At 48.8% G+C, this 18,325-nt stretch carries 14 protein-coding genes; 7 read left to right on the top strand and 7 right to left on the bottom strand.

Translation table 11 applies throughout. The features are described 5' to 3' along the window. Positions 1-126 precede the first annotated feature (126 nt). The gene (locus A7K91_RS16685; RefSeq protein ID WP_068684758.1) at positions 127-3,579 is read right to left on the bottom strand and encodes a DEAD/DEAH box helicase; all 3,453 of its coding nucleotides are present in this window, start codon (positions 3,577-3,579) and stop codon (positions 127-129) included. Between the two features lie 119 nt (positions 3,580-3,698). On the opposite strand from A7K91_RS16685, the gene A7K91_RS16690 reads away from it, so the two are divergent. Further along, positions 3,699-4,736, top strand: coding sequence for an LLM class flavin-dependent oxidoreductase (locus A7K91_RS16690; RefSeq protein ID WP_245697608.1), 1,038 nt, complete (start codon positions 3,699-3,701; stop codon positions 4,734-4,736). A gap of 50 nt (positions 4,737-4,786) precedes the next feature. Here A7K91_RS16690 and A7K91_RS16695 read toward each other — a convergent pair whose 3' ends face one another. Beyond that, positions 4,787-5,431, bottom strand: coding sequence for a M15 family metallopeptidase (locus A7K91_RS16695; protein WP_245697585.1), 645 nt, complete (start codon positions 5,429-5,431; stop codon positions 4,787-4,789). 136 nt (positions 5,432-5,567) lie between these two features. On the opposite strand from A7K91_RS16695, the gene A7K91_RS16700 reads away from it, so the two are divergent. Then, positions 5,568-6,542 carry a ring-cleaving dioxygenase gene (locus tag A7K91_RS16700; RefSeq protein ID WP_068684760.1) on the top strand — a complete coding sequence of 325 codons (975 nt, stop codon included), beginning with the start codon at positions 5,568-5,570 and terminating at the stop codon, positions 6,540-6,542. Between the two features lie 101 nt (positions 6,543-6,643). On the opposite strand, the gene A7K91_RS26860 is transcribed toward A7K91_RS16700, so the two are convergent. Further along, the gene (locus A7K91_RS26860) at positions 6,644-7,804 is read right to left on the bottom strand and encodes an Rpn family recombination-promoting nuclease/putative transposase (RefSeq protein ID WP_068684762.1); all 1,161 of its coding nucleotides are present in this window, start codon (positions 7,802-7,804) and stop codon (positions 6,644-6,646) included. A 128-nt stretch (positions 7,805-7,932) separates the two neighbouring features. Beyond that, on the bottom strand, positions 7,933-8,244 hold the full coding sequence (locus tag A7K91_RS16710; protein WP_068684764.1) for a thioredoxin family protein: 312 nt from the start codon (positions 8,242-8,244) through the stop codon (positions 7,933-7,935). A gap of 372 nt (positions 8,245-8,616) precedes the next feature. On the opposite strand from A7K91_RS16710, the gene A7K91_RS16715 reads away from it, so the two are divergent. Next, positions 8,617-9,408 (top strand): TerC family protein, encoded by a 792-nt coding sequence (locus A7K91_RS16715; protein ID WP_068684766.1) that lies wholly within the window; start codon positions 8,617-8,619, stop codon positions 9,406-9,408. A 33-nt stretch (positions 9,409-9,441) separates the two neighbouring features. After that, a complete protein-coding gene (locus A7K91_RS16720; protein ID WP_082967508.1) occupies positions 9,442-10,023 on the top strand; it encodes a thymidine kinase in 582 nt (193 codons plus the stop codon). 123 nt (positions 10,024-10,146) lie between these two features. On the opposite strand, the gene A7K91_RS16725 is transcribed toward A7K91_RS16720, so the two are convergent. Together A7K91_RS16725 and A7K91_RS16730 are read right to left on the bottom strand one after the other, a co-directional pair. Then, positions 10,147-12,504: a transglutaminase domain-containing protein gene (locus A7K91_RS16725; protein WP_068684770.1), complete on the bottom strand. Its 2,358-nt coding sequence runs from the start codon at positions 12,502-12,504 to the stop codon at positions 10,147-10,149. A 170-nt stretch (positions 12,505-12,674) separates the two neighbouring features. After that, complete coding sequence (locus A7K91_RS16730; protein WP_169833421.1) at positions 12,675-13,496, bottom strand: S1 family peptidase; 822 nt, start codon at positions 13,494-13,496, stop codon at positions 12,675-12,677. Positions 13,497-13,758: 262 nt separating this feature from the next. Between A7K91_RS16730 and thrC the strand changes: the two genes are divergently transcribed. Then, positions 13,759-15,156 (top strand): threonine synthase, encoded by a 1,398-nt coding sequence (gene thrC / locus A7K91_RS16735; RefSeq protein WP_068684772.1) that lies wholly within the window; start codon positions 13,759-13,761, stop codon positions 15,154-15,156. Between the two features lie 101 nt (positions 15,157-15,257). On the opposite strand, the gene A7K91_RS16740 is transcribed toward thrC, so the two are convergent. Continuing rightward, the gene (locus A7K91_RS16740; protein ID WP_245697586.1) at positions 15,258-16,133 is read right to left on the bottom strand and encodes an AraC family transcriptional regulator; all 876 of its coding nucleotides are present in this window, start codon (positions 16,131-16,133) and stop codon (positions 15,258-15,260) included. Between the two features lie 254 nt (positions 16,134-16,387). Between A7K91_RS16740 and A7K91_RS16745 the strand changes: the two genes are divergently transcribed. Both A7K91_RS16745 and A7K91_RS16750 read left to right on the top strand, forming a co-directional pair. Then, positions 16,388-17,446 carry a Gfo/Idh/MocA family protein gene (locus A7K91_RS16745; protein WP_068684774.1) on the top strand — a complete coding sequence of 353 codons (1,059 nt, stop codon included), beginning with the start codon at positions 16,388-16,390 and terminating at the stop codon, positions 17,444-17,446. Next, entirely contained in the window at positions 17,443-18,300 is an 858-nt protein-coding gene (locus A7K91_RS16750; RefSeq protein WP_068684776.1) for a sugar phosphate isomerase/epimerase family protein, read from the top strand. Before A7K91_RS16745 ends, A7K91_RS16750 begins: the two co-directional genes overlap by 4 nt. The last annotated feature ends 25 nt before the right edge of the window (positions 18,301-18,325 follow it).

The raw sequence follows: 18,325 nt of genomic DNA on the forward strand, positions 1-18,325 counted from the left end.
CTGCAGGAAGCGGCGGGCTACAACGCTGATGGTTATCGGTCATTTTAACAGGGGAGCTGAATGATGAAGAAGACACCTCGGCGTTCTGCCCCACATGAGGGAGCAGATACTATACAAACGCCCTTTTTACAGAGACAGCAGCTCGCGCACATCCTGCTCCGTTAAGGATGACAAAGCCTCATAGCCGGGTTCAATAACCTCGTCGATCAAGGTGCGCTTGCGCTCCTGAAGCTCCATCATTTTGTCCTCGATGGTTCCCTCTGCAACCATTCTTATAATTTGCACAACCTTTCGCTGACCGATCCGGTGAGCGCGGTCGGCGGCCTGCTGCTCTACGGCAGGATTCCACCAGAGATCATACAAAATAACGGTATCGGCGCCGGTTAAATTAAGTCCGGTCCCGCCAGCCTTGAGCGACAATAAAAAGAGATTGTTTTCGCCATTATTAAAACGGCTGCAAAGCTCAACCCGTTCTGCCGGAGGCGTCTCGCCATCCAGATAAAAATAAGGCTGCTCCAAATAAGCCAGCTCTTTGCCAATCAGCTTCAGCATGGAGGTAAACTGGGAAAAAATCAGCACTCTTTTTCCGGCGCTCCGGCATTCGTCCAGAAGCTCCAGCAGCTGCCGGAACTTGGCGGAATCGCCCTGATAACCTTCCACAAATAATGCAGGATGGCAGCAAATCTGGCGCAGCCGGGTAATGCCGGCGAGAAGCCTGATGCGAAGCTTGCCAAAATTGTCGCTATCCAGATGCTTTAACGTATCCTGGCGAAGCTTTGCCAAATATGCGGCATAAACCTTTTTTTGCTCCGGCAGAAGCTGGGAGGTTTGCACGCTTTCGATTTTTTCCGGAAGCTCTTTCAGCACATCGCTTTTAAGTCGGCGCAGCAAAAAGGGACGGCTCCGCTTGGCAATTTCGGCACGCGTCAATTGTCCAAACTGCTCTTTATCCGGGAACAAAACCGGAAACACGGCGCGGAAAATGGACCATAGCTCATCCAGCCTGTTTTCAATCGGCGTTCCCGTTAATGCAAAGGCATGTTTTGCAGCCAAGCCTCTTACGGCCTTTGCTGTTTGCGTATAATCATTTTTAAACATTTGCGCTTCATCCAGAATGAGCGTATGAAAGCTTTGTCCGGCATACTTGGAGCCGTCTCTCCGCAGAAGCGGGTATGAGGTAATGATGACATCGGCTGGAGCTGCCGCGGAATCATTTTTATTTCCCCCAAGCTTGTCCAGATGAAATGCCCGCTCCTTGCTTGAGCCGTCAGCAAGCGTTATTCGCAAGCCGGGGGCAAACCTGGCAAGCTCGTTGCGCCAGTTGTAGATAAGCGATGACGGCGCAACGATTAAGACCGGTTCTCCCGTTTCGCGGATTTCCGGCAGCACGGACAGGATGAAGGCAATGCTCTGTACCGTTTTGCCCAAGCCCATTTCATCCGCAAGAATACCGCCAAATCCGTAAAAGGCCAAGGTTTTCATCCATTGATATCCATATTTCTGGTAACTGCGCAATTCGGTCTGAAGCTCCTGTGGCAGCGGAAAATCCAATTGGTCGGGATGGCGCAAATGGTTCAACAGCTCGCGCAGCTGCCTGTTTATGGATACATTCCCGCTAAATTCCCCGTTATTATCGCTAAGCTCAATCAATCCTAGAGCCTTGGAAACGGGCAGCTTGATGCCATGCGTGAAGCCTTCCTGAAAAAGCGCGGGCTGGTGCAAGCCAACGCCGTTCATAACTCTGAGCAACGCCTGGAAAGCGTCGGTTTCAAGCGGCAATAACGCTCCGCCGGGAAGCTTGTAATATCGCCGCTTTTCGGCGACTGCCTTAACAACCTCCTGTATTTCCCCGTTGGATATGCCGTCAAGCTTGAAGGAAAAGTGCAGCCAGTCCGTTTTTTCCTCCCAAGCCAACTGTACCTTGGGCATGATGGTTTCCGGCGCAATGCGCAGCTTGACTGCGCTTGTGGCGTAAAGCTCAAGCTCCTGCTCCAGTCTGGGCACTATGCCGTAAAGGAAATCGAACTCGGCGTCATCGCCTTCGATAATATATCCGCCTTCCGTCCGGCCAAAGCTTTTATGCTCCAGCAGCTTTAAAATCCGGCTTTCTTTTTCGCTGTCGCGCATGATGATCAAATCGCTGCCGCGCTGTCCTCCATCATCCTGGAGCGGATTAATGACGATGCTGCCATATTGAAATTCCAGACCTGCCAGCAGCTTGCCTCTTACCCGGTCCAAATACATGCGGGCTTTTAGCGGCTGATACCATAACCTGGAGGATACCTCCTCGCTAATTTCAATTTTCCCAAGCGCTGCAAGACCAGGAACAACCTTTTGCATAAAATCGTTGCCCTGCTGCGGAGATATGCTGACGGTTTGCGCAAGGCCGTCGCTGAAATCGGCTGCTTCCATAAGCAATTTCAGCTTGTACAGCTGCTCCAGCCGCCTTCCAGACAGCCGATAAAAAGCACCGCCGCAAAAAGCAGCTCCGTAAGCATCCAGCACGATGACCTCGCGCAGTCCTTCCGCCTGAAGCTCATAATCTCCATTATTTTCGTCAGAGCGGCCCAAACGGAACAGCAGGGGCAAACGTTTAAGGTCGGTATATGCCGGATTGACAAAAAGCTTTGGTTCTTCCCGTTTGCCGGAAGAGTTGAAGGACTGCAATTGAAGTCGGCCAGTACCCTGAAGATAAGTCAAAAGCTCGTCCCATGCAAAAGGAGGAATGATCATCGTGCGTTCCCGCTCTGGAGATAAGGCGGCTTGTTCACGGTTATTCACTTGTTCACGGTTATTCAGTAGAATTGCACGGTATCTCTGCTCTGCGGCAGCTACCGTATTCAGCTTGTGCAGCAACGCTTCGTCCGAAGGAGAAAAGCGATGGAGCGAGGGGTCATAGCAAAATCGTTCCGTAAAAGAGTAGCTCTCGCCGCCAGCAATCGCCTCAAGAAACGGCAAGAGCTGCTGAACAATATAGGTGCGTTTTGCAGCTACCTTTAGCTCCAGTCTTATGCAATGGCGACCCGAGCCATGCGGAACAAGCTGAAGCAAAGGAATAATGTGCAGTTGTTCCCGATCATCGCGCACAATGCCGCTGCGCTCCTCCGGCATTGCTTCGTTTGCTTCGTCGGCGATTGGCGATTTGCCGCCGAACATCCCGATCATATCGTTAACGGCCTGACGGTCGTTGCCTCCGCGCAAATAACTTTTGCCTCTAGAAACAAAAATATTGGATGTATTGTCGTTCAAGTTCGCGGATTCATCCAGTTCTATATCATCGCTGCCAACCTCTTCGGAAAGATCGGCAAGCAGAAGCAGAGCGGCGGCGACATGCTTGCAATAGGGAGGACCGGCTGCCGATGCTAGGCAGGAGCATTCCGGTTCAAAAACTCCGTTTGCCATCCGGGTTATGGCTACCCTGTATTTACGACTGCCGCCAATCTCCACTCGATATTGCTCAGGCACAAGGCTGCGGCCCGTTAATATGGCTTTCCCTTCCGATACATAAGAGAGGCCTCGCCAATAGCCGTCTTCCCCGCACAAAGTCCGAATATCCCTTACCGACCATGGCTGCTGCATAAAGGTCTCCTTTCTTCCCATATGAATGGTGTTTGACATTAAAAACTGTATATAATAATATTACAGTATATTGACAGAAATATAACGAACGAAAAAACTGATGAAGGATGCAGGTGACTATATTGGCTATTGCTTATCCGAAAAAGGGGCAGGACAAGTCCCATGCTTCTTATCATATTCCATTTTCCGTCCTGGATGTAGCTCCAATTGTTAAAGGCGGCACTATTTCGCAATCATTGCGCAATTCGTTGGAATTAGCGCAGCATGCCGAGCGGCTGGGCTATCATCGCTATTGGCTTGCGGAGCATCACAATGCTCAAAGCATCGCAAGCTCTGCAACCTCGGTCGTTATCGGACATGTTGCAGCCGGGACAACAACGATGCGTGTCGGAGCGGGAGGCATTATGCTGCCCAACCATGCGCCGCTTGTCATTGCCGAGCAATTCGGAACGCTCGACGCGCTTTTTCCGGGCAGAATCGATCTGGGTCTTGGACGCGCCCCAGGAACAGACCAGCTAACGGCATCTGCGCTTCGCGGCGTCAGAGGAACCAATGGCGGCAATTTCCCGGAGCAGCTGGAACAGCTTCGAGCATATCTTGATCCTGCGGGAGCGGAGGTTGCCATGCCGGTACGCGCCATTCCGGGCGAAGGAGCCGCTGTGCCGATCTGGCTGCTGGGCTCCAGCGACTTTAGCGCAAGATTAGCCGGGGAGCTGGGATTGCCGTTTGCTTTTGCCGGACATTTTTCTCCTACCTTCACCGTTCCGGCCATGCAGCTTTACAGGAATAGCTTTAAGCCGTCTGCCTTTTTGGACGATCCCTATGGCATGGTTGCCGTGAATGTAGTTGCGGCAGATACGGACGAAGAGGCCGCTTATCTGGCTACCAGCATGCAGCAGCTCTTTTTGAGCTTTATTCGCAATACGCCGGGGCCGTTGCCTCCGCCAGTCCGCAATATGGATGAGCTTTGGACGGAATCGGAAAAAATAGCGCTTCAAAATCAGCTGGGCTCAGCGATTGCGGGAAGTCCAGACACGGTAAGGGAAAAACTGAGGTCATATATTGAAGCTACAGGCGCTAATGAAATTATGGTTGCCGCCCATATTTACGACCATCAGGCAAGAATGCGCTCCTATGAAATTATAGCCGGCCTGTAAGCCTACCAAATCCAGCCACCATCGTCGCCTTGTTTAAAGCCGACCGGAGGTTAACCGCCTCCGGTTTCCGGCTGAACGTCGGGCCCAGGCCGAAATCCGCGGCTAAGCTCATTTATGCTGTAGCCAAAATCCATTTGCAGATGCGGGTAATCCTTAAATCCCTTCCAATCCCCGCCCCACGAAAAGCCTATTTTTTTGGCCAGCGCAGCCACCTCATGCCAATCCGATTTTCCATTCCGATTGCCATCGTATTCCAGGTCCCATAAAGCCTTTCCTTTGGCATTAAGCAGGGCAAAATCAATTGCCAATCCGTAGTTATGGTAGGATTCTCCGCCGCGCGCATACGTTACAATTGCGCCTTGCGAGGTGCGTCCTTTATTGTATAGCTCATTTTGCTCCTCTTCGCTGCGGTGCCCTTGGGTAATGAGGACTGAAATTCCAATTGCGGCAGCTTCTTCAACAAGTTTTTCTGCATGCTCCAGCACAACGGGATGCAACTCTGCAACAGGAGGCGTGTTCTTATTTACAAAAGGCAAAAATCGCCCCGCTTCATCATTGTAAAAAAAATAAAGCAACAAGATTAGCGCCATGGCAAAAAGGAGCAGCATGATACGGCCTGTTTTTTTATTTTTACGCCTGGCATGCGGAAGCGGTACGGTAGCTCCTGGCTGAAAAACGGGATCATGCTGCGGCATTGCAATCGCTCCTTGTAAATTTGTTTCCTTGATACTTCTCTAACACTTTTATATTAAAATAGTAAAGGACTAGGATAAAAATATCAATGTACGGACGTATTCAGCGCGGGCGATATATTTTGGGAGGACTATAGCGATGGAAACGAAGGGCTACTACTTAAAAGGGATTCATCATGTGTCTGCCATTACGGGTGATGCCGCCGCCAACTATGAGTTCTATACCAGAGTTTTGGGGCTGCGTCTCGTCAAAAAAACGGTCAATCAGGACGATACGTCGGTTTATCATTTGTTTTATGGAGATGAACGAGGTAATCCTGGAACGGATTTGACCTTTTTTGAAATTCGGTCAGCGCCCCAATACCGCGAGGGAGTAGGAGGTATCTCCGCTGTATCTTTGCGGGTAGCTAGCAATAAAGCGCTTTATTATTGGAAGGAAAGATTTGCTGGAATCGGCATTGACCATGATACAATCATAAAACGTGGCGACAGACAGACGCTTGCGTTTCGCGATGGAGAGGGACAACGCCTGATTCTGGTTTCGGATGAAGGACAAAGCGGTGTTGCATGCGGCAAGCCATGGAATCGAAGTCCTGTTCCGGAGCAATACGCCATAACCGGAATTGGTCCGGTGCATCTATCGCTGCAAAACTGCGAGCCGACAGCCTTGGTGCTGACGGGCATTTTAGGTTTTCGCTATAAGGCAAAATATGCTTCTCCGATTGTTGGCCAGGCTGATATTTTAGTCTTTGAAACAGGCGAGGGCGGAAGCGGCGCCGAGGTGCATCTGGAGCAAAGAAACGATTTGCCCCGAGAGCGGCAGGGCAAAGGCGGCATCCATCATGTCGCGTTCCGCGTTGAAAATGATGAGGAATTGCGGGAGTGGGCTGCGGATATTACCCGTCTTCGCGTACCAAATTCCGGCTTTGTGGACCGTTGTTATTTTCGCTCGCTTTATTTCAGGGAGCCTAACGGCATCATGTTTGAATTAGCGACAGACGGTCCAGGGTTTGATACGGACGAAAGCTTTTTGCATCTGGGCGAAAAATTATCGCTGCCGCCTTTTCTGGAGCCCCATAGAGCACGAATTGAAGCGGGGCTGCATCCAATTTAAAGCTGTCGCGAATAGACCTTTCACCCGCTTGAATAAAACAGCCCGCCAGTTAAAGCAAGTTGCTGGCGGGCTGTTGAGTCTGGCTGTTGACTTATTTTGAATTAAACCAAATCCTCTGAAGAAAGCCCAGTGATTCGGCTTGCTTCTTCTATTGAAAAGCCGCTATCAAGCAATCTTCTACCGGTATCTATTAGCTGCTGTTTAATCAGTTCCTTCTCCAGCACTAATGATTCCGTCTCAGACTTAAGTGACTCTGCCTCAGATTTAAGTGACTCTGTCTCAGACTTAAGTGACTCTGTCTCAGACTTAAGTGACTCTGTCTCAGACTTAAGTGACTCTGCCTCAGATTTAAGTGACTCTGTCTCAGACTTAAGTGACTCTGTCTCAGACTTAAGTAATTCTGTCTCGGATTTAAGCGACTCCCTCTCCGTTTCAAGACGTTTTTTTTCTTGGTGCAGCATTTCCATCTCCGCTTTGTAGGCCGCATCGTCCATCATCGCTTTATGCCACATTTCATATTGTCCCCATACTTTGGGATCGCGGCTCATAGATTCCCAACGTTCCAGCGCTTCCTGCAGGTTTGTATCATTTTTCAATGCAATCGCCTCCAGCTCGTTTAATAATTGGGGTTGCATTTCACCGCCTTGTACTGCCGCAAGCATGAGCAGCCAGCGGATTTCCGCTTGTGTCCATGGATCGGCTTGTCCGGCATTTGCCGCCTTTAACAGCTTTTGCAGCTCAATGACGTGAATTTCCAGCTTATCCGTCAGTAAAAAATGCTGCTTTTGTTCATAGAGGCCAAAACGGCTATGATAAAATCCGGTTTGCGGCAATAAATCGGCATTGCTTATCAAAATAGAAATGGTCCGCTTCAGGTCAGCATACGGGCGGCCCTTCTCCAGTTGCTTGGTATAAATGCGGCTCCAGTAATAAAGCTGGCGGCTCGCCATATGAGGAACTCCGATGAGTTGAAGCTCGATATGAATCAATGTGCCGTCATCGGTGCGAGCAAGCAGGTCCAGCACCGCTTTTTTGTCTTCCCGGTGCTCGCGCTCAATTTCATTATTTAAAATGTCGACTGAAGCAATTTGGGCATATCCTTGTTGTTCGAAATCAAGCAGTGCATTCAAAAAAGCTAGCAAAATGGTTCGGCTTTCCTCCTGGCCGAACATTTGCTTAAAGGCAAAATCGGCTTTTAAATCGACGTAGCTCTGCGCCTTGTATGCTCTAGTTTCTTCTTTAAGTATAGCCAATGCTTCCATCTTCGTCATCTCCCGTTTTTTTGATATATCAAGAACATATGTTCTTGTTTAAAAATATACCATAAGATGAGGGAGGGAGAAACATCAGGTAATACAGAGGTATGTTTACATGTAAGCCCGTGGACCTTTCAAAGCTTGAGCCGTTCGTATAAATAACCCGCTGATTGCATTGCATATTCCTTCCATAACAACGAGCGATTTTTGACGAAGACCAGACAAGGCACGCTTTCGACTTTCCATTCATGGGCAAGCTTTGGGGCAAAATTAATATTTATTTTGACGACGGGATGCGGAATTCCCGTGGCTTCCACAATTTCCAGCATCCGCTCAGCCACCTTGCAGGTGCCGCAAAGCGGAGTCGTAAATAAAATGGCGGCTGACCCAATGTGCTGCCGGGACAACTCGATGACTTGTTTTTCGTTCCATTCCGATAAAGGCATTTTCCCGGCTCCTTTCTTTTAATCGCTATTGTTATTGCTTCTTTATGAATTAAGATACACGTAAATATCCAGTGCCTTCAACATGCAAAATAAATGTAGCCCGTTTTCTTAAAAAAATTTTTAAAAAAAGATGAAACGTCCCCCATTGATGCGACGTATCACACCCTGTACAATGAAATTTGTATACCACTCCAAAGGGGAGTAGCTGCCACAGTAAAGTCGTCATTACGAGAAAACTTTTCTCCGGCTTTATTGGCAACGCCGACATACTGGTGTTGTTTGCGAGACCTTTGCCGTTCCAAGGCAAAGGTCTCTTTGCGTATTTTGGGACGAAGTGGAGAAAAGTAAGGTAAAACGAAAGGGGAAAAGAAGATGGATTGGGGACTATTGCTGGAGTATGGCTGGGTTTTGATCGTTTTGGTGGCGCTGGAGGGACTACTCGCCGCGGATAATGCGCTCGTGTTGGCTATTATGGTTAAACACTTGCCGGATAAGGAACGGAAAAAAGCTTTATTCTACGGTTTGGCGGGAGCATTTATATTCAGGCTTGCTTCTTTGTTTATCATTTCATTTCTGGTCGATGTGTGGCAGATTCAAGCTATCGGAGCCTTATACCTGCTGTTTATAGCCGGTAACCATATATTCCGCAAGGTTATTGTGAAAAAAGGAGAAGCCAACGCCAATAAAGAAAAACCGAAGGAAAAACAAAGCGGCTTCTGGATGACTGTGTTTAAGGTAGAGGTAGCCGACATTGCGTTTGCTATCGACTCCATTCTTGCCGCTGTTGCGCTTGCGGTCGCTTTGCCTGGCACATCTCTGCCGCGAATCGGCGGGATGGACGGCGGACATTTTATCGTTATTTTCCTTGGAGGTTTTATCGGCTTGATCATTATGAGGTTTGCGGCAACGCTGTTCGTCAAGCTTCTTGAAAGCAGACCAAGCCTGGAAATTGCGGCATTTGTTATTGTGGGCTGGGTAGGCGTGAAGCTTGCCGTCCATACGCTTGCCCATCCTTCCCTGCATGTTATTCCGCATGATTTTGCTGAATCAACTGGCTGGAAGCTTTCATTCTACATCGTTCTGGTGCTGATCGCGGTTTGCGGCTGGTTTTTATCCGGCTCCAAAGGAAGCAATAAAGACAAGGAGCCGTCCAAAGCGGTATAATGAATCCACAGATGAATGTGGAGGAGATTAGAGTTGGCACAGCTTTATTACAAATACGGTACGATGAACAGCGGCAAGTCGTTTGAAATTATTAAGGTAGCGCACAATTACGAGGAACAGGGAAAACGCGTGCTGATCTACTCCCCCGTAATCGGGGCAAGGGGAAACGCGGACCGCGTTGGCTCCCGGGTCGGTTTTGAGCGCGAGGCCATTCCTGTATCGGACGACACCGACCTTTTTGAAAATGTGCAAGCCCAGATTTCTTCTGCCGGTCGCATTTATTGTGTACTTATTGACGAGGCGCAGTTTCTTAAACGCCATCACATTCTTGAGCTGACAAGAGTGGTAGATGAGCTCGACGTGCCGGTTATGGCGTTTGGACTCAAAAACGACTTTCAGAATCAGCTTTTTGAAGGCAGCTATAATTTGCTTGTCCAGGCGGATAAAATCGAAGAAATCAAAACCATCTGCTGGTATTGCGACCGCAAAGCAACGATGGTTATCCGTTTCCGCGACGGACAAGCTGTGGATTCCGGCGCGCAGATTCAAATCGGCGGCAATGAGGATTACAAGCCGGTTTGCCGGAAATGCTATTACAAGGCATTTCGCAGTTGAGACTAGGATATAGCCGCATGGCAAAAATGAATGGCTGTCTGCGGACCTTGAAGGGTCTGCTGACAGCCTTTTGTTATATTTCTGGAGACCAGGCTTTTAATGAAGAAGCCGCTTCAGCTGACCTTAATAGGTATCCAGTTTATACGAGGGAGCAGGTGCGAGATAGCTATCCTTTTTCTCCTTTTTCAGTATAAACCAGTTCCCATTTTTATCCCGGCTTAAAGTATAGACCGTATACGTTCCGTCTGGTACACGATGCGCCTGCTGGAAAGTAGCTTTTCCATTAATCATATGTCCTGCTACGCCGAAGGAACTGAAAGTTCCGGCTCCGCCTTCATTTTTCCACAGATCGCTCCAGGTCAAGCTTCTGATGGATTTTTCGTCCTTATCGTTTAGCTTGAAGAAATATTCCTTAAGCCCGTCCGGAGTTGGCCGGGGCGCATAGAAGGTATGGCTGGACGCGAAATAAACGGGATCCGGGTCGAAATACAGTTTTGTGGGTTCGGAAATTCGCACGCCTTCTGAATATTGCGCTGCATCCCAGGTTGTATCCAGCACGATCCACCGGCCATCCACATAAGCCTGATTCCATGCATGCCGGTTGCTGTTATCCTTTAAGCGCTTCAGCACTTGATCCCATGTAGAACTGTATTGCGAGACGTATCCGCTTACTACCTGAGTAGGGATTCCTGCCGCGCGTCCAAGCGCAGCAGTCAGATTGGAATATCCCTCGCAAACCGCATATTGATTGCGAAGGACGCTTAACGCATCCTGGGGCTCGGACTTTGCTCCATTATAGGTTGCGTAATCATATTCAATATGCTCCGTCACCCATGCATGAATGGCTATAAGCTTATCCATGTCAGATGAAGCATTTTTCGTAATTTCATCAGACAGAGCAACAATTTCTTTATGTCTTGCTTGAATGTCATATTCGGCTTTGAGGTTGTCAGCGGTTGATGGCTTGACGTATTTATCAACGTTGAACGTTATTGTTGAGCTTAGAAGATTCACCGAACCGCTGTATGATTTATAGCCGTAGCTAGCCATAATATAAAATTGAAGCTTGCTTTCCTCAACCTCGGTTGGGCTGATGTAGGTAAACGTGCTGTACGTAGTAGGATATTTCATAAACATATAGCTGAACATATCGTGATTGACAGCCGCATTATGAAGCTTTGGATTGTTGACCTTAATCTGCAGCTGCGAGTTGGGAGCATCGAGACCGGATTCAACAGCCTTCAACAGCTCGTTAAAGGAATTCACCGTAATCTCTTTTTTAAACGGAAGCTTGGGATCAAAATCACGGCTGCTCAAGCCCCGGATAACATCCTGTATGTCTTTGAAATTGGTTGCGGGATTTCCGCTCAGCTTTAAGGTCCGAAGCAAGGTCAAGTCCTTTAAAGGCTTAAGATCTTTAATCGAATTATTGCTTAAATCCGCTCCAACAAGCTGGGGCAAATATTGAAGGCCCTCCAGGCTTTTAATGCTTCGTCCTGCTCCGTTCAGCGTCTGTATTTTGTTTACATCGCCAATGGTCAAATGGCCTTGAGGTTTGTTTGCCGCTTCTCGTATGGCTGCCTCCAAGCCTTTGTCGGGGATTGTGAGCGCGTAGCCGAAATCTTCCTCGGCCAACTTAAAATCCTTTTTCGCAAGCTTCGCTATCATGGGATAGACGGGAAGAAAGGAGCGGACAGGATTATTCGCCACATTTAGAAAAACGAGATTCGGAAATTGCGAAAGGAAGGACAAATCCTCGATTTTATTGTTAGACAATTGAATGGCGTACAGTTCATTTTTGGTTGGAATCGATGATAGCGGCTTGAGATCAACGATTTCATTTCCTGCCATATACATTTTTCTTAACGGCAGCTTTGACAGAGGTGTCAGATCTTTAATCCGGTTATAGCCGCCGCTAAAGGTAGAGAGATTTTTCATGCCCGCTATGATGGATATATCCGTTACTTTATTGTTAGTAATATCCAGTGAATACAAATTGGTTAGCGGCTTTAAAAAGGATATGTCCGTTAGTTCAAAATTCCATAGAGACAGGGCATTAAGCTTTGTAAGCTTGGGGACCACTGTTTTCATATTGGAATTGGAAAGGTTGGACAAGGTTAATTCCAACAGATCCGGCACCTTGGTTAATGGCGAAAGATCGGTTACTTGATTATCGGTCAATGAAAGGTAGTTAAGCCCGGTTAATTGCTCGATCCCATCAATGCTTTGGATATCCGGATTTTTAATGTCCAGGTTATAGATTTTATCAAGATCGCTCTTATACAGCTGCCCCTTAGGCTTATTGATTTGATTGCGAATTTCAAACTCGAATTGGGGGTCTTTGAAGGTTACCGTTTTTTTGCTGGAAGCCGAAGCGGCGGATGCCGTTTCCGTCATTGCTCCAGGATCCGAATAAAAGGTTATCATTACGACTAAAGCTAAAATGGCGCATAGTGCTCTGGCTGTATGTTTTGCCTTCATATGGCGGGACTCCTCTCCTATAAAAACTATCTATTTTCAAAAAAAGATATAGTTCTATTATAGTAGAGTCGGAAAATAAAGGAAAGTAAGGCCCAGGACATGCAGCAATTTGGCGCATTGCAGGGAATGGAAATTCAACAGCTGCTCCCTGCTGAGTTTTCAAATTTACTCTAGTCTGCAAGCTGCTCAATGAGCTTTGTCACCTCGTGCATCGGAACGGCCAAGCCGTACTTTTCTCTTTTTCCGTCTCGTCTCACCTCCTGCGTTGCAAACACAACGGCAACCACATCGCCGTCTTCATTAATAACAGGGCTTCCGCTGTTTCCTCCAAAGATTGGAGCATCGATCAGCAGGACGGGCCGATCCCAGCCGTCGAGCTGCGTGGAGCCAACAATCGATCCTTTATTGACTATGCGGTTAAAAAAGAGCGGGTTGCCTATGACATAGACGGATTCCCCTATCGTCCAATCCTCCGCAGCCTTAAGCGAAGGGAAGTCCTCCGTTGTTGCTTCCCGCTTCAAAATGGCAATATCGATGGAGGGAGCGCTTGCAGAAAGCTCCGCGCGTACGCCGGTTTCCTCCAGTCCGGACTTGACCAGCAGCGACTCGCCGTTGCCGGCAACATGATGGTTGGTGACAATATAGCCGCCTTCCAGCTGAAAGCCGGTACCTTTACTTTTGCCAGAGCTGACGGTAACAATGGAGTCCTTATAGAGAGCGAGAGTCTCATCCTTGCTGAGCGTGTTGGATACGATCAGAAAACGGATAGCCTCCCAGCTGTATACTTTAGGCCAAAAGGCAAGCACATTGAGCCCCAAAGCTGCTACAATGAGCCAAACAATCACTTTGCGGATCCATGTTCTGGGACGGGGTTGCCCATCTTCCGCGTCCTCCTCATCCTCGTCCAGCCAGAAATCCTCATCGGGTTCAAAATCTTCTTCCTTCTCGTTTTGGTCGTTACGGCGGAGCTTATCCCTGTCTGAATCCGTCATATTATATCCCCCATTTTGTATAAAGGTATTGTCCTCTATTATAGCATTGCGGTACACTAACGAAATACAGAAGCAAAGGGCAGGATAAACATGCAGGGAAGTATAATGACGGGAGCACAAAGCTATCATAAAGCAGGATACATCCCGCTGGCTGCATCAGCGCTTTTAAAAAGGGAATTCATTTTCGAGCCAAACGATGATAAAATGCTAACAAGAGCAAATCCGCGCAACAGGCGGCGGTAAGTAGGAGGATTAATTACAAATGAGATATATCAGTACTCGTGGCAAGGTAAAACCCGTCGGATTTATAGACGCTTTTATGATGGGCCTGGGAGATGACGGCGGTTTGCTTGTGCCGGAGCAGATTCCGGCCGTTTCGCAGGAAACGTTGAAGGAATGGCAGAAGCTTTCCTATCAAGAGCTTGTACTGGCGATCTTTGATCTCTATACAAACGGCGAAATTCCGAATAAGGATCTCCGGGAGCTGGTGTTGGCAAGCTATTCCACATTCCGCCATGATGAGGTCACGCCTGTGCGGCGCATTCGCGACGATCTGTATTTGCTTGAATTATTTCACGGGCCAACGTTTGCGTTCAAGGATATTGCGCTGCAGCTTATGGGTCAGCTATACGCTTATGTGGCAAACAAGGACGGACGGAGCATTCATATTCTGGGGGCCACCTCGGGCGATACCGGCGCTTCCGCCATTGAAGGCGTAAGAGGCAAAAAAGGCATTAAAATTTGCATCCTTCATCCAAACGGAAAAGTAAGCAAGGTACAGGAGCTGCAAATGACGACTGTTCAGGACGACAACGTACTGAACTTGTCCGTAAATGGCAATTTCGATGATTGCCAAGGCATTATCAAGGAATTGTTCGGCGATCTGGCATTCAAGTCGGCCAATCAGCTGGCGGCGGTCAACTCCATCAACATTGTGCGCATTTTGGCGCAGACGGTTTATTACTTCTATGCTTACTTCCAGGCGGCCAAAGCAAGCGGCCAATGGAAGCCGGTTCATTTTAGCGTGCCTACAGGCAATTTTGGCGATATTTTTGCCGGTTATTTGGCGAAGCGGATGGGACTGCCGGTTGACAAGCTGATCCTTGCAACCAACGAAAACAACATTTTGGAGCGCTTTATTCATGAAGGCGTATATATGCCTGGCGATTTCCGGGCAACCTACAGCCCGTCCATGGATATTCAAGTAGCAAGCAACTTCGAGCGTTATTTGTATTATGTGCTGGATGAGGATTCGGAGGCGATTGACAAGCTGATGAAGGCCTTTAAATCCGAAGGGGAAATTTCCATTTCGCCGGAGTCGCTTGCCAAGGTTCAATCAGAATTTATGGCGCACGGCGTATTCGGCAAGGAATGCCTGAATACAATCTCCGATTACCAGGCCAAATACGGCTATTTGCTTGACCCGCATTCCGCTTGCGGCGTTGCAGCGGTCGACAAACACGCGGCGGATGGCGGCATTACCATATCGCTGGCTACAGCGCATCCTGCCAAGTTTAATGAAGCTATCGTTTTGTGCGGCATTCAGCAAAACTATCCGCCGGAAATCGAAGCGTTGTTCGAAAAGCCCCAGCGTCAAAAGCTGGTGGACGGCAAGCTGGAGGATGTGGCGAAGGAGCTTGTTCAGTTTTATAATGCTTGATAAAAGGCCTGCCTAAAACGGAAGGTCCATGATTTATACTATAAGCTGTCGATAAGCCGCTTCACGGATGAACGTTTTCATTCCTTGTGAAGCGGTTTTTTTCATTTTGTATGTTTCCGCAGACTGGACGGGGCGGATTTTTTTAGTTTTTTGAAGGCGCGGCTAAAATAATAAATATCGCTAAACCCCGTAAGCGCAGCTATTTCCGAAACGGTCAGCTCTGTGTGCCGCAGCAGATAGTCCGCACGGTTTAACCGGAAGGACAGGATGTAGGCCGACAACGTGCGGCCGGTCATTTCCTTGAACAGCCGGCTAAAGTGAAAGCGGCTCAGTCCGGCAATGGAAGCAAGCTCCTCGACAGTCAGCGGTTTGTTGTAATTTTCGTCAATATAACGGAGAACGGGATCAAAACGCTTCATGTTTTTTATCCGCTCCGCATGTTCGATTTTGGACAATACGGTGGGGGTATGCAAACGTATCAGCAGGGTTAGGAGCCTGTATAGCAGTGATTTTACAGCAAGCTCAAATCCAAACTCCTGCTCGTCAAGCTCCCTAACAATGGCTAGGATACATTGCGCTATCTCATCGTTGCCGGATATATGATTGCGGAGAAGAAGCCGGCTTTGCCGAATGGGCTCCAGAAACCGGGTTTCGGCCGTATCGCTGAATGAGCCTTGCAGCAAGGTAGGGTCGGCGATGAGCGCGTAGTAGAACAAATCATCGCTGCCGCCGGCGCCATGATGCAGCTCATTGCTGTTTACCACAATCAGGTCGCCCGCCCGAGCGGAATAGTAAGCAGAGCCGCATTGGATTTTGGCTTCTCCCTGAACGATATATAGAAACTCCAGATGCTCGTGCCAGTGATGGGGGAACAGCTCCGTTCCGGCATGCAGACCCTTCGTTTTATGCACCTTTACTGGAAAACGGGGATCCGGCATATCCATCGGCTCTCTCAAGCTTTCATCCTGTATGTGCAACGGCAGCTCTCCTCCTTTTTCCTTTGAGCTAGCCCATAGGGCGCTTTAGTCCACTAAGCTCTCATAGCACAATAATACAAATAAGCCGCACAGCATCCTATGGCTGTAGCTCCTGAAATCATTATAATACGAAGTATAAGGAATGGGAAAAGGCGAAGCCGGTCATGAGACTCCAATGGGCTTAACATATTCCAGAAGCTTTCAAGCTTATAAGAAGCTATGGACAGGCTTCAGCAAAATAAGGGGCGTGCGTGATGAAAAAAATCAAAGTTGGCGTTATCGGAACGGGCTCCATATCAGCCATGCATTTGAATGCGTATCAAAAAAATGAACAGGTTGTTCTTTATGGAGTGTGCGATTTAAACGAGGAACGCGCCAAGGCTGCCGCCGAGAAATACGGAGCGTCCAAGGTATACACCGATTACCGGGATTTGCTGGCGGACCCTGAGGTGGAAGCCGTAAGCATCTGCACCTGGAACAACAGCCATGCCGAAATTAGCATTGCCGCCGTGGAAGCGGGCAAACACGTCTTGGTCGAAAAGCCTCTTTGCAGAACGGTAGAGGAGGCGCTCGCCGTTCAACGCGCCGTTCAGGAAAGCGGAAAAATACTTCAGGTCGGCTTTGTACGGCGTTATGACAACAATGCCGCGCTGCTGCGCGAGCTGGTGCAGGACGGAGAGTTCGGCGACATCTATTACGCCAAGGCGTCGTCGCTGCGCAGACTAGGCAATCCCGGCGGCTGGTTTGCCGATGTTGAGCGCTCTGGAGGAGGACCGTTGATCGATATCGGCGTTCACGCCATTGATCTGTGCTGGTATTTGATGGGCAAGCCCAAGCCGGTTTCCGTCAGCGCCAATACCTATCGCAAGCTGGGGAACCGCTCCAATATTAAGCATTTGAGCTTTTACAAAGCGGCGGATTTTGATGCTGGGCTCAATACGGTTGAAGATATGGCCAACGCATTAATCCGGTTCCAAAACGGTGCCTCACTGATGGTTGACGTCAGCTTTACGCTGCACAACAAAAAGGATGAAGCCTCCATTAAGCTTTATGGCGACAAAGGCGGCTTTGAGGTAGACCCCGAGGTGCTGATTGTTGGCGAAAAAAATAATACGATTATCAACAGCGTGCCTCAGACGGACCAACCAGGCTTTCACTTTGACAGCGCGTTTCAGAATGAAATCGATCACTTTATTGAAGCCATTATGAATGGCACGCAGCCGCTAAGTCCGGTCGAGGACGGCGTCGAAATCATGAAAATATTATGCGGTATTTACGAATCCGCAGCCAGGGGTGAGGAGGTTAAGCTATGAAGCTTGGCATTAGCACATATAGTTTGCATTCCGCTTTTACATCCGGCGAGCTGACCTTGAAGGGCGTCATTGAAACGATAGCGGAGCTTGGCGCGGAGCATGCCGAAATTGTGCCGCTGGGGTACGATTTTGTGCAGAAGCCGGAATGGATTCACACGATTGTCGATACAGCAAAAAACGCTGGCATCCAGCTGTCCAATTATGCCATTGGCGCTAATTTTGCCGATCTGGACGATGATGCATGGGACCGGGAGGTGGAGCGGGTCAAAAGAGAGGTTGAGCATTGCGCGGCGCTCGGTATCAAACGGATGCGTCATGATGTCGGCTCCTCGCCCGATTTGTCTATTTCTCATTTTCTGGAGCAGCTGCCGCGTCTTGCGGAGGCTTGCCGCCGCGTGGCGGATTATGCCGCCGGCTTTGGCATTACAACTAGCGTAGAGAATCATGGTTACTTTATCCAGCATAGCGATCGGGTTCAGGCCTTGGTCAAGACGGTTGACCGGGATAACTTCAAAACAACGCTGGATATCGGCAATTTCCTTTGCGCCGATGAAAATCCGCTTGTCGCCGTTGCCAATAACATCAAGCTGGCTTCCATGGTGCATGTCAAAGACTTTTACGTACGCGATGCGCGCCGCAATCCCGGAGAAGGCTGGTTTCCGTCCTCCGGCGGCCATTGGCTGCGCGGAGCTATTGCCGGACATGGCGATATTGATATCCCGGCCGTACTGGGCATTATCAAAAACAGCGGCTACGACGGCTATGTGTCCATCGAATTTGAAGGGATGGAGGAATGCCGAAAGGGTACCAGCCTGGGCTTCCAATACGTTAAAAGGGTTTGGGAGCAAGTATAGAGGTTTACGCGATTATAGAATGGGA

Source organism: Paenibacillus oryzae (genome assembly GCF_001675045.1).
Classification (GTDB): domain Bacteria; phylum Bacillota; class Bacilli; order Paenibacillales; family Paenibacillaceae; genus Pristimantibacillus; species Pristimantibacillus oryzae.